Genomic DNA, 11,865 nt, shown 5'->3' on the forward strand with positions numbered 1-11,865 from the left:
GGTTCCTAATTGCCCGGATGCATAGCGCGTTGCGCGGCGCCCAACACCCCGGCGGCGTTGTTGAATTCTGCGGGAACGAGCTTTGCTCGCAAGTCCAGCTTAGGCAAGAAGTGCTCGTGGTCCTCGGAGATTGCGCCGCCGATGACAATCAAGTCAGGGCTGCACAGGAATTCCACGTGGGAAAGGTAGCGCTGCAAGCGGGCGATGTAATCGTCCCAGCTCAAGTCTTCTTCGCGCATTACGCGTGCGGCGGCTTTGCTTTCTGCATCGAATCCGTCGATCTCCAGGTGCCCGAATTCCACGTTGGGGAAGAGCACCCCGTCGCGGAAGAAGGCCGAACCGATTCCGGTGCCTAGGGTCAGCAGCAAGGTGCTGCCTTTCAGCGGCGCACCGTCCTTGGAGCCGGCGCCAGCGTACACCTCTGCCATGCCGGCAGCGTCAGCGTCATTAAGCAGGTAGACCTCGCGGTCCAGCACCTTGCTGAACATGGCGGTGGCATCCAAGCCGATCCAGGCCTTGTCGATATTCGCGGCCGAATGCACCACTCCGTCGATGACGATTCCGGGCACGGCAACCCCAGCAGGGATGCCCGCCAGATCCTCGCCAGTGGCCTCTTGCAGGTCGTGGACAATCTGCGCCATGACTTCGGCGACGGCCTCAGGATGCGCGCCCTCTGGGGTGATCGCCTTGTTCAGTGTGCTTTCGACAAGTTTTCCGTCAGTTCCGACCAAGGCGTACTTGATCGATGATCCGCCCATGTCAAGGCCGATGGCAGCGAACTGCGACTTGGATGCCGGTGCGGCAGATGATGCCATCAGGATTCTCCCCAACGTTGCAAAGAAATTTTAAGGACTCTTTACGATATATAGCTTCCGGCGTTTGGTCAACGTTCCCGGTAGTTTTCCCAAAGATTTTCCAAGGCGATGTCCCGGGCACCGGCCACCGCGCCGTGGGCGGCCGATTGCACTCCAAGGGATGAGGGGCGCACGGTCACTGGCACCAGCAATCTGCCATTGACCTCTTCAGCCAGCGCCTCGCATAATTCCTCGGTCACTGCCGGGCCGGTGACAACCAGTTGCTGCGGATCGACAAACCCCACCAGATTTGCGAGCACCTGGCTCAAGGGCTTCAAGAACGCCGGCCACGTTCGCTGGTCTGCAAGTCGCTCCCAGAGGATGCGGGTCCGGAACATGCCCACCTCGCCCAGCACCTCGCGCAGGTTCTTCTCCCCCAGCAGCTGGTTCTCCAGCTCGCCGGCCGTGCCATGGCGTCCGCGGTGAAGTTTTCCGTCGATGACCAGCCCGGCCCCCAAACCCGCTCCGATGTACAGCATCATCAACGACCCGTCGGTGCTTTCGGCCTCGGCTACGGCCATCCAGTTCACGTCGTTATCCAAGACCACCGGAACGCTGGCATCAAACAGCCCAGCCAAATTGGCGCCGGAGGCAGGGAAAATCACGGTGGGAACCACGCGTTCTGCTTCCTCGCGCAACACCGGGGCAGCTTGGCTGACCGCGGCGGCCAGCAGCGGAGATTGCAGCTGCTTGCGCACCCGGGCAATTTCGGTGGCCGCCATCTTCTCCACTTCCCCGGCGCTGCTGTGCGGGGTCAACGGGTAAAGGCGATCAACCAAGATCGCTCCCGATAGATCGGTGGCCCGAACCTGCAGGGATTCGGCTTGCAGGCACAAGGCCAGCACATGCCCGTACTCGCTGCGCAGCGCGTAGCGCTCGGGGGTTCGGCCGCGCTTGGTCTCCGCCGGACGGTCAATGGCGATCGCCAGTCCGTTCTCCTGCAGGCGGGAGATCGCCTGGGATGCCGTGGGCTTGGAAATTCCCAGGTCCGCGGAAATCTGGGTGCGTGTGGCCGGAGCGGCACACAAGTAGTCGAACACCCGGATATCGGTCAGAGTTGCCAGTGCCCGTGGGCCGGCGGTCGAATCAGTCACCCCTCGATTCTACTAGTCACGGCAGCAGCACCTGGCGCACCGAGCGTCCTTCGGCCAGTTCGTCCAGCGCCTCGTTGATCTGTTCCAACGGCCGGGTGCGCACCAGCTTCTGCACCGGGAGCCTGCCCGACCGCCAGAGGCCCTCATAGTAGGGAATGTCGTTCGCTGGCAGGGCCGAACCCATATAGCTGCCGATGATGGTGCGCGCCCCTGCGGTCAAGGACAGCGGCTCGATAGCGCTCATTGCCCCGGGCGTCGGCAGCCCGACGGTCACCAGCGTTCCGCCCGCGGCCGTGGCAGCCAGCGCGGTTTCAAAGGCCCGTGGGTGCCCGGCGGCTTCTATGACAATTTCTGCGCTGCGACCAGCCAGATCTTGCGGTGTGCAGGCCGCGTCGGCGCCCAGTTCAAGGGCCACGGCCAGCTTGTCCTCATTGGCGTCGATGGCCAGGATCCTCCCAGTGGTGCGTTGCCCCACGGCCACCAGCAAGGCGGCCATGCCCACTCCGCCGAGCCCGACGATGGCCACATCCTCGGACCCGCTGGCACCGGCGGCGTTGCGCAACGCCCCGCCACCGGTGAGCACCGCGCAGCCCAGCACAGCAGCAACTTCCGGCGGCACGTCGCTGCCGACGGCCACCAGGCTGCGCGCATCCATCACCGCGTAGTTGGCGAAGGCCGATACCCCCAGATGATGGTGGACCGGCTGGCCATCCATGCGCAGCCGGCGAGCGCCGGAAAGCAGCGATCCTGCCGTATTGGCTTCGGTTCCGGCGGTGCACGGCAGCTTGCCTCCGGTGGCACAGGCAGCGCACTTTTCACAGCGTGGCAGGAACACGGAGATGACCTGTTGCCCCACGGCAAGACCCACCCCGGGCCCAGTCTGTTCCACAATGCCTGCCGATTCATGGCCCAGGACCATGGGAACCGGCCGCGGCCGGTTGCCGTCAATCACCGATAGGTCCGAATGGCACAGCCCCGCCGCGGTGATCCGCACCAGAACTTCGCCGGGACCCGGTTCCTGAAGCTGCACTTCGCGCAGGGTTAGCGGACGGTGCTTGGCATAGGGTCGCTGATTCTCCTGCTGTTCAAGGACGGCAGCTTGGATCTGCATGCTAGCTGGCCTTCTCGGGATCCCACCCTCGGACCGATTCATCGGGCAACAGGTTCTTGACGATCAGCGAGCAGTCCCTATCCCCCAGCCCTTGGGCGATCAGCTCATCAAAGTGATCCTTGGCCAAGGTTGCCGCGGGCAGGCGCACCCCGGTGCTTTCTCCAGCATCCAGTGCCAGGCCCACATCCTTGCGCGCCAGATCGGTGCGGAAGGTGGCCTCAAAGTTGTTGTTGGCCGCGGCGGTATCGATGACATCCGGGACCGGGTACCAGGTCTGCTGGGCCCAGGACCGCCCCGAGGAGACCGAAGCGATCTCCCAGAACACCTTGGGATCCAATCCGAGCTTTTCGGCCAGTTGCGACCCCTCGGCGCTGGCCATCAAGTCGATGAAAAGCATCATGTTGTTGCAGATCTTGGCGGCAATGCCCATGCTGGCGGCCCCGGCGACGATGGTCCGCCCGCTCATCGGCGCTATGTAGCCGGTGGCTCGCTCCATGAGCTGCGCGTCCCCGCCGAGCATGAACGCGAGGGTTCCTGCCTCGGCGCCGGAAATTCCGCCGGAAACTGGGGCGTCCACAAAGCCCAGTCCGCGCTGCGTCGAGCCGTCGTGGATGTACCGGGAGGTTTCGATGTCCACGGTGGAGGAATCGATCAGCAGCATCTGGTCCGTGGCGTGGGCCCAAATGCCTGCTTCGCCCTCATAAACCGCGCGCACGTGCTCGCCCTTGGGCAGCATGGTGAAGACCGCATCGACACCCTCCATGGCCTCGGCGATGGATCCGGTGATCTGAACCCCGCCCTGCGCTGCCGCTGCGCAGGCTTGTTCGTTGAGGTCAAAGCCTTTCACTGTGTGCCCGGCTGATACCAGGTTGGCAGTCATTGGCCCGCCCATATTGCCCAGTCCGATCCATGCGTAGCTGCTCATCGGTTTTCCCCTCGCCATCGAGTTTTGTCTTCTCAGGCCAGCGTAGGTTCTTGGATGCCGGGCGCTCAATGGTTCGAAGCATGCCAATTGCGCAAGTGCGGTGTGCGCCAGCGCACATCGTGCATGTCAGACTGGTTCCATGGAACGCCAGATCGATTACCGCCACCTTGAATCCCTGATTGCCTTGCTCACCGTGGCCCGCTTGGGCCGGTACACCGCAGCGGCAACGGTTCTCGGGGTGAACCACTCAACGATCTCCCGGCGTATTGACGCGCTGCAAAAGGCCATGGGCGGCCACCTCCTGGCGCATACCCCCAATGGCTGGGAGCTGACGGATTTGGGCCGCCGGGCCATGGCCAGTGCCGAAGCTATCGAGCAGGCGGTGGCCGCCATCAGCACCGAGGAGGATTCCCCCACGTTGGCCGGGCATGTGCGGCTGGCAGCGCCCGATGCCTTCAGCGCGCATCTGGCGGCGCCCGCATTGGCGAAGCTGCAGGCAAAGCACCCGCAGCTGGTGTTCGAAATTGTCTCGGAAACCACCCGCGCCCGGCAGACGCGCACCGGCATGGATTTGGAGATTGTCATCGGGCAGCCCAGCGTGCGCAAGGCAGCCTCCACCAAGCTCATGGATTATGAATTGCGGCTTTACGCCACGGCCGAATATCTTCAAGCCCACGGAACCCCACACCAGCTGTCGGACCTGGCAGGCCACAGCTTGAATTACTACATTGATACGGCATTGACCGTGGATAAGCTGGACGAGGCGACCAGCCACCTGCCGCCGATGCACCGTGCGATTTCTTCGACCAGCATTGCGGTCCAGTACGCGGCAACGATGAACCATGCGGGGCTCGGGCTGCTCCCGGTCTTCCTGTCCAAGCACTATCCGAATCTGATTCCGGTCTTGCATGACCAGTTCAGCTACCTCTCCGAATATTGGCTCGTGGGCCGCGAGGAGGCGCTGCGCAGCAAGGCGGTTCAGGCGACCGTGCGGGCTCTGAATGATGCGGCCGCCAATGGGGATTGGTTCATACTCCCCTTCGGCAACCAGGTTCCCAGCTAAGCACCGCGTCACGCAGCTCTTGCACGTTGCTCGAGCTGTCCAGGCGCAGCACCGGTCGATCTAAGGTTTTCAGCCAAGCTTCGTGCCGCACCCGGCTGCGCCCGCTGAATTCTGGATCATCATAATTGCTGGCCCAGGCCAGGAATTCGTCGAAAGCCCCGGATTTGATCTCCTCGCCGGCTCTTCGGATGATTTCTCGCTGCTTAATGCGCTGCAAGCGTTCTGGTGCACTGAGCGTCAAGAACACCACGGCATCGCATCGTTGCAGGATCTTGTCTCCCCAACCGCTAATCGCGCCGGAAAGCACCCAGGCCGAACGCCGCGCAAAAATCTCCAGCATCAATTCCACCCGTCTGGCAGGGTTTCGCTGCTGCGTGTAGGGCGGGTCGGTAGGCACCCAGAAGTAATCGTCCGAATCCGCATGGGGAACAGACCAGGCATCGGCGATGGAACGGCCCAGTGTGGTGGTTCCGCTCCTGCTGCCACCCACAATATGCAGTCTGCACGGTTGCATGGATGCTCCTGCCCTGCCATATTGCTGATGGCCAAAGGAAACAAAGAGGAAATGCGAATCTACCGGATAAACAATTTTGGAGACAAAGCACTACATTCATGAATCAAGTGGCTGGTATATGACTGCTCATACCCACAGAAATACTAAAGTCCACCTCAGACACAATATCCACCTATCAAACCATGCCACCAAACAAGAAAACCCGTAAACGACGCCCACCCGATTTCAAAGATATTCCATGCGGCCTCGCTTATTGCTCAAATATTTCCGCTCGAAGTGTCGCACCAACTTGCCACAAACACTACAGTCAATCGCATTTTTGGAGCAACGAACCAGAGGAGTCAGAAATAGCCTCTTAAGTCATCCTAAGGCCACATGCAACGCGACACTAAGGGAGTTGATCTGCATGCTGATCCGTTTGGCGAAGATCGAAGGCGGAAGGACCCCAAGCGCGTCCCAGTGTAAATGACCTAACTTCTAATTGCATTTCTAACATGAGTGTTGACTTCTCTGCTTTACACAACCTGAGAGAAGATTATTCAGCGTGTTATTAATTTGACCAATGGATCATCGTTAACTAACGTGGTCAAAGGTGGTTTAGACCCCATTCATTCACACGCATCTCAAGGTAGGGAAAATGACAAAAATTCTATCAAAAGGGTCAGCAAGACTCGCAACAGTCGCTATAGGCTTGGCGCTCCTCATTCCGGCTGCAGGCGCGGCGCAGGCAGCTCCAATTTGGAACACGGGAACGGTTGACGCTCCTGGTTGGAACACACGATACGTTTGGTCAAGCTTCGACGACACCACGCGAAACCACGGCTCGAGTGCAGACGGGGACATCTCAGGCCTCGTTAGATCTACGTGCAAGTCACCGAACAATCGGGCTTACTCAGAAGCTATGTATTCGCCGACCGGTGGTTACCACCACGCCTACTATCGCTACTGCTAAACAAGTGGGATTTGGGTTGGGAGCTGCCGGACGGTAGCTCCCAACTTCGCTTCATGAGAAAGTGAAAATGAGAAATAACGGGCTTCGCTTAGCCATTTTCATCGCGGCAATTTACGCGATGTTCGCCGGGTTCATGTCTTCCATGATTCTTGAGGAATCCACCCTTCCCGGATCAACTCAAATTCTGGTCAGTGGCTCGACCGTCTCCACCAACGGCCTGGGACTACCCGCGCTTACACAGGAAATTGCAGATTCCTCCAGATCAGTCCTAATTAAGCAAGTTAGGGATTTGAATGACACCAAGGTAAGAAACCTATACATTGCAATTGGCGATAAGAATGCAGTCCAAGCGCGTTGGCTAAAGGACGGATACCCTTCGTTCAGTAAAAATCTCGACACCAACACTCTGCCAGTTCAGGAATTAAGGGGGCTAGATCCTAGGGGACGGTATTTCATTTACGGATCGGATGATGCTACCCGCGAAGTATCAACGGAGTTTCAAAAACTCGGGTACACAACCGAAGAAGTGACTGTTTCCGCCGGCCAAAATATTAGTCTTTTATTCCAAGGATTACTTAGTGCGCCGACATTCGTTACGCTTCTGTTAGTCGTACTTCTGGCGGGCATTTCAGTGCTTGCGCAAATGAAACACTATGCAATTCAACGACTTCACGGCGTAACCAAAAGTGGTGCAGCTTGGAGTGACATATCGAGCATCCTCCCGAGCACCCTGCTCTCGATCCTAGCCCTCGCGGCTTTGGCCATCACATGGCTTTATTCATATAATGGCCTAAATCAAGTGTGGCGACTTACTGAAACTACAGTCACAATATTCACACTCGCAATTCTATTAGTCGCATGCGTACATTTCTGCCTATTGGTAATAATTTGGAACTCTGCGATTCTTCCCGGACTAAAAGGGCAACTTGGATTCCAAGTGGCGGTGCCGATATCCTACCTTATTCGAATCCCGGGAATAGTTTTAGCAGTATCATTAATTGCTTCAAGTTTTTCCGCGGCATCTAGCGTCCAAGAGGCCGCAGCGGCCCGTTCTGAACTTAAAGCTGCGGGCAACGCCTCAAGAATCATTTTCGAAGGACACATGTCATCCCAGGAAATGGACAAGCTGGCATTCGAATCGGGTGCATGGTTGAAACAACAGGACCAAGGCGGCAGCACAATACTAGTTGCTCCTTATGACATGCAAAACGATCTCGAGAATTCCCACGACAATAGTTCACAAGATATTCTCCTGGTGAATAATACTTATATCCGCGAGAATCCAGTGCTGGATGCGGAAGGTGTTCCGGAAAAAGGGGTCAAATCGAATGAAATTAAAATATTACTCCCGACTGACAGTATCGCTGCTAAAGATGATGCTCTTGAGTTCCTCGATAATTTTTCGACTGGTTCCGAAGCAAAAATTAAATACGGGGAGATCCAACCATCTCAGAAGCATTTCTTGTATGAACCACAACCTATTTATCCTCGCCAGCCCCAGTGGGCAACGAACTCAATAATTGTCGTCGTTGGCGCCGAAAGTGGATTAATTCGAGATGACGATTACATGGCTCTTGCCAGTAGCGGTCACGTTCTCCTGATCGACCCTAAGCAAGCTACGTTGAACACACCAGAAAATCTAATGGGCTCGTGGATAGCAGCCTACATACCAGTCGCTCAAGTAGCCGCGGATAATTTCAACACTCAAATATCCGAGCTGAGAGTCAAAGTTGCTAGTGCCCTGATGGCACTCGTTGTATTAATGGCGACAGCTATTGGGCTTGCTCAAATTCACGTGCAAGGAAACGCGCAGGAGATCCTTGTTCGTTTCCTTCATGGATGGCGCTTCTATGCAACACACCGGTGGCTGATCCGTGCTGAATTAGTAGTGTTGTTGGCAATTTTTGCGTGGTCGATTGTTAGATGGCTACTAGTATTTACGAATGAGAAGATCGGGTACTCGCCTTGGGCAACCAACAGTGACCTTGGCTTGATCTCGTCATGGCAACTCTACTCCCTGCTAATCGTTGCTGTATTTAATTTTGTCTTGTTATTTAGCTTGGTTCAATTCAAAACACAACGTATGGTTCGCACCCAAAGTGAGGAAACAACATGAGCCCTATAATCGTTGATAATGCAAGCAAGGCATTCAACAACGAACCACTCTTTACAAATTTGTCATTCACCGTACCAGACGGCCAGCTGACTGCCTTAATAGGCGCTTCTGGTTCAGGGAAATCTACCTTATTGAATTGTATTGGAATGCTTGAACGACTAGATTCCGGTCAGATTACTGTCGACGGTCGAGCAACTTATCGATTGAATAACCCAGCACGGCGAAAATTTAGACGTGACATATTGGGTTACATGTTTCAAAATTATGCCTTGAGCGAGAATGCGACGATTGAACACAATCTGCGGATTTCAATCGCTGCTAGGGGGCGCCGAGCCGTTGCAGGTGCAGATTTCGAGGGAGCATTAGAAAGAGTTGGTTTGGCAGGACGCGGAAGGGAGAATGTCTTCACGCTGTCTGGAGGTGAACAACAGCGAGTCGCATTAGCACGGATCATTCTTAAGAAGCCTTCCGTGATTCTTGCTGACGAGCCAACTGGCGCTCTGGACGCATCAAATTCCGACATGGTTTTGTCGGAGCTACAGCAAATTGCGAGCGAGGGCGCTACAGTCCTCATAGCGACTCATTCCGAGCAAGTTGTCCAGGCCTGCGATCAAACCATCTCACTGACATGACAGCTGACAATTTGAACTGGTGTGCGGGAACCTGGTACATGACCTCAAAGGTTCGTTTGGGAACTCGATTATGGCGACTTGTGCTCAACGCATAGATGAGTATGACAATTTAGTGTTTTAAATTTTTAGACCACAATTAGGCAAGGGTTACGACTTAAGTAGCTTTCCGGCCACCGCGGATGCACTTGAGCCGCAAGTCATTAGAAATCAGACATAACTTCACAATAATGGCCAGCCCGGTTGGGCTGGCCATTATTGAATGATTAGCTACTACAACTACTTCTGCGCCTTCAGCTGCTTTGCCGCTTCGATCTCGCCGCTGGTGGACAAGCGATCGGCCTCGTCAATGGCGCCCAAATCGGCGCCCTTGGTTTCCTTCATGAAGTACACGGCTACCAGAGTGACCAGTGCCGCGAAGACAATGTAGCCAGCCACCGGCACCCACGAGCCATAGACCTTCAATAGCCAGGTGGCAATGATAGGTGCCATGGAACCGGCCACGATCGAGGTGACCTGGTAGCCCAGCGATACGCCCGAGTAGCGCATCCGGGTCGGGAACATTTCGGCCATGATCGCCGGCTGGCCGGCATACATCAGGGCGTGGACCGCCAGGCCGAGCACGATGGTGGACAAGATGATCGCGTGGTTGGCAGTGTTGAACAGCGGGAAGGCCACCACGCCCCAGATCATCATGAGGATCACGCCCGTGCCATAGACCGGGCGGCGTCCGAGGGTATCGGTAAACCGGCCCACCAGCGGAACCAGGATCGCGTGGATCACGTGGGCGATCAGCATCAGCCCGAGAATCGTGGAGGTATCCATCTTCAGCTGCGTGGCCATGTAGGTAATGGAGAAGGTCACCACCATGTAGTACATGATGTTCTCGCCAAAGCGCAGGCCCATCGCGGTGAAGACGCCGCGCGGGTAGCGCTTGAAGACTTCCTTGACGCCATATCCGGCGGCGGCATTCTGTTCCAACTCCGCCTTGGCCTCCTTGAAGATCGGAGCATCGGAAACGCGGGTGCGGATGTAGTAGCCAACGATCACGATCACGACCGAGAGCCAGAAGCCCACGCGCCAGCCCCAGGCCAGGAAGGCCTCGTTGCTCAGTGTCGAGGACAGCACCAGCAGGACGATCGTGGCCAGCAGGTTGCCCACCGGCACCGCGGCCTGCGGCCATGAGGCCCAGAAGCCGCGCTCCTTGTTCGGCGCATGCTCGGCCACCAGCAGCACCGCGCCGCCCCATTCGCCGCCGACGGCGAAACCCTGGGCGAAGCGCAGGACGATCAGCAGGATCGGTGCCGCGTAGCCGATGGAGTTGAAAGTGGGCAGGCAGCCCATGAGGAAGGTGGTGGCGCCGACCAGCACGATGGCCACCTGCAGCAGGTGCTTGCGCCCGTACTTGTCGCCGAAGTGGCCAAAGACAATGCCGCCGATCGGCCGGGCGATGAATCCCACCGCGTAGGTCAGGAAGGCCTTGATGATGTTATCCAGGTCGTTGCCGTTATCCGGGAAGAAGATCTTGTTGAACACCAGGGTGGCAGCGGTGGCATAGAGGAAGAACTCGTACCACTCGACGACGGTGCCGGCCATGGAGGCCGCAACGACCCTGCGCAATCCTTTGCGTTCAGACTTTGATGAGGTTTCACTGACCACAGTGGGTTCCTTCCGCCCATGCTAGTTGCCCCGTTGGAACTAGCCTTCAACAGCGAGTATGGCGCGGATCACATCGCCAAAGATACCCGAAACGGTGCATAGTGGGACACAGATTGTGCACAATCGGCGTGCTTTTTTGCACAAGCGCAATAGATTCGGCAGGAGGCTCCATGGAAATAGGCGTGAAATTGCGCGGGGTGCAGATGGACGGGCAAACCCGCTGCGCGCACTACCACCAGCTGCGCGACGTGATTGCGCTCAAGCACTTCTGCTGCGGCACCTACTACCCGTGCCACCTGTGCCATGCCGAATTGGCCGGCCACCAGGCCCAGCCGTGGCCAGCGCAATTATTTGACCAGCCCGCGGTGCTTTGCGGCGTCTGCCACAGCGAGCTGACCGTCAACGAGTATCGCAGCGCCTCCTGTTGCCCGCACTGCCAGGCGCTGTTCAACCCGGGCTGCGCCGCCCACGCGCACCTGTACTTCGAGATCTAGTGCGAACCGAGCAGCGGAACCACAAGCACCGGGCGCTGCTGCTTCTGGGCCAGGGCCAGCGCAATGGAGCCATCGAGCAGTTCTGCAACCTTCTGGCGCAATCCCGAGCGCCGGGTGCCCACCACGATCATCCGCGCGTCCTGCTGTTCGGCCACCGCGGCCAAGACCTTGGCGGGGTCCCCTGCCACGGCATAGCTTTCGAAGCTGGTGCCGGTAATCGACAGCGACAACTCCCAGGCCAAATCCTCGCCGACCGGCTCGGCGGAGTCCAGCAGGTCCCCTTCGGCGAGCTTCTCGGTCACATATCGGCCGCTTTGCGCGTGAACGCAGATCAACCGGGCCTTCAGATCACGGGCCAGCTCCGCGGCGGCGACCAGCACCCCCGACGGCATTCCCAATTCAACACCCACCACAACGGTACTCATCAGCCGCACCTACCCCTTCTCTTCGCCGG

Annotated in this window: 11 protein-coding genes; 4 read left to right on the forward strand and 7 right to left on the reverse strand. The window is 57.7% G+C overall.

The genetic code is table 11. From position 1 onward, the window contains the following. Nucleotides 1-5: 5 nt before the first annotated feature. From ppgK to mmsB, 4 genes are all read right to left on the reverse strand, one after another. On the reverse strand, nucleotides 6-815 hold the full coding sequence (ppgK, locus tag AC6CHO_RS14470; RefSeq protein ID WP_498215975.1) for a polyphosphate--glucose phosphotransferase: 810 nt from the start codon (nucleotides 813-815) through the stop codon (nucleotides 6-8). 68 nt (nucleotides 816-883) lie between these two features. After that, nucleotides 884-1,948 (reverse strand): ROK family transcriptional regulator, encoded by a 1,065-nt coding sequence (locus AC6CHO_RS14475; RefSeq protein WP_498215977.1) that lies wholly within the window; start codon nucleotides 1,946-1,948, stop codon nucleotides 884-886. Nucleotides 1,949-1,964: 16 nt separating this feature from the next. After that, nucleotides 1,965-3,059, reverse strand: coding sequence for an alcohol dehydrogenase catalytic domain-containing protein (locus AC6CHO_RS14480; protein WP_498215979.1), 1,095 nt, complete (start codon nucleotides 3,057-3,059; stop codon nucleotides 1,965-1,967). A gap of 1 nt (nucleotide 3,060) precedes the next feature. Then, a complete protein-coding gene (gene mmsB, locus AC6CHO_RS14485) occupies nucleotides 3,061-3,984 on the reverse strand; it encodes a 3-hydroxyisobutyrate dehydrogenase (protein ID WP_498215981.1) in 924 nt (307 codons plus the stop codon). Between the two features lie 139 nt (nucleotides 3,985-4,123). Here mmsB and AC6CHO_RS14490 point away from each other — a divergent pair, with 139 nt between their 5' ends. Then, entirely contained in the window at nucleotides 4,124-5,047 is a 924-nt protein-coding gene (locus AC6CHO_RS14490; RefSeq protein WP_498215983.1) for a LysR family transcriptional regulator, read from the forward strand. Here the strand turns inward: AC6CHO_RS14490 and AC6CHO_RS14495 are convergent. Continuing rightward, nucleotides 5,013-5,561 carry a P-loop NTPase family protein gene (locus AC6CHO_RS14495; protein ID WP_498215985.1) on the reverse strand — a complete coding sequence of 183 codons (549 nt, stop codon included), beginning with the start codon at nucleotides 5,559-5,561 and terminating at the stop codon, nucleotides 5,013-5,015. The genes AC6CHO_RS14490 and AC6CHO_RS14495 overlap by 35 nt on opposite strands. A 1,019-nt stretch (nucleotides 5,562-6,580) precedes the next feature. Between AC6CHO_RS14495 and AC6CHO_RS14500 the strand changes: the two genes are divergently transcribed. Together AC6CHO_RS14500 and AC6CHO_RS14505 are read left to right on the forward strand one after the other, a co-directional pair. After that, complete coding sequence (locus tag AC6CHO_RS14500) at nucleotides 6,581-8,629, forward strand: bacteriocin-associated integral membrane family protein (RefSeq protein WP_498215986.1); 2,049 nt, start codon at nucleotides 6,581-6,583, stop codon at nucleotides 8,627-8,629. Continuing rightward, entirely contained in the window at nucleotides 8,626-9,261 is a 636-nt protein-coding gene (locus AC6CHO_RS14505) for an ATP-binding cassette domain-containing protein (RefSeq protein ID WP_498215987.1), read from the forward strand. Before AC6CHO_RS14500 ends, AC6CHO_RS14505 begins: the two co-directional genes overlap by 4 nt. 276 nt (nucleotides 9,262-9,537) lie before the next feature. Here the strand turns inward: AC6CHO_RS14505 and AC6CHO_RS14510 are convergent, their stop codons facing one another. Next, nucleotides 9,538-10,917: an MFS transporter gene (locus tag AC6CHO_RS14510; RefSeq protein WP_498215989.1), complete on the reverse strand. Its 1,380-nt coding sequence runs from the start codon at nucleotides 10,915-10,917 to the stop codon at nucleotides 9,538-9,540. Between the two features lie 170 nt (nucleotides 10,918-11,087). Here AC6CHO_RS14510 and AC6CHO_RS14515 point away from each other — a divergent pair, with 170 nt between their 5' ends. Further along, a complete protein-coding gene (locus AC6CHO_RS14515; protein ID WP_498215991.1) occupies nucleotides 11,088-11,411 on the forward strand; it encodes a CHY zinc finger protein in 324 nt (107 codons plus the stop codon). On the opposite strand, the gene AC6CHO_RS14520 is transcribed toward AC6CHO_RS14515, so the two are convergent. After that, the gene (locus AC6CHO_RS14520) at nucleotides 11,408-11,836 is read right to left on the reverse strand and encodes a universal stress protein (protein ID WP_498215993.1); all 429 of its coding nucleotides are present in this window, start codon (nucleotides 11,834-11,836) and stop codon (nucleotides 11,408-11,410) included. The two genes, AC6CHO_RS14515 and AC6CHO_RS14520, sit on opposite strands and share 4 nt — an antisense overlap. Nucleotides 11,837-11,865: the final 29 nt, after the last annotated feature.

The sequence above is a fragment of the Glutamicibacter sp. GQ173 genome, assembly GCF_059759215.1.

Bases quoted from the DNA above. Each gene is read 5' to 3' on its own strand.
- AC6CHO_RS14495 (WP_498215985.1), bottom strand. From the start codon at position 5,561: ATGCAACCGTGCAGACTGCATATTGTGGGTGGCAGCAGGAGCGGAACC.
- AC6CHO_RS14505 (WP_498215987.1), top strand. From the start codon at position 8,626: ATGAGCCCTATAATCGTTGATAATGCAAGCAAGGCATTCAACAACGAA.
- AC6CHO_RS14520 (WP_498215993.1), bottom strand. From the start codon at position 11,836: ATGAGTACCGTTGTGGTGGGTGTTGAATTGGGAATGCCGTCGGGGGTG.
- AC6CHO_RS14500 (WP_498215986.1), top strand. From the start codon at position 6,581: ATGAGAAATAACGGGCTTCGCTTAGCCATTTTCATCGCGGCAATTTAC.
- AC6CHO_RS14515 (WP_498215991.1), top strand. From the start codon at position 11,088: ATGGAAATAGGCGTGAAATTGCGCGGGGTGCAGATGGACGGGCAAACC.
- ppgK (WP_498215975.1), bottom strand. From the start codon at position 815: ATGGCATCATCTGCCGCACCGGCATCCAAGTCGCAGTTCGCTGCCATC.
- mmsB (WP_498215981.1), bottom strand. From the start codon at position 3,984: ATGAGCAGCTACGCATGGATCGGACTGGGCAATATGGGCGGGCCAATG.
- AC6CHO_RS14490 (WP_498215983.1), top strand. From the start codon at position 4,124: ATGGAACGCCAGATCGATTACCGCCACCTTGAATCCCTGATTGCCTTG.
- AC6CHO_RS14480 (WP_498215979.1), bottom strand. From the start codon at position 3,059: ATGCAGATCCAAGCTGCCGTCCTTGAACAGCAGGAGAATCAGCGACCC.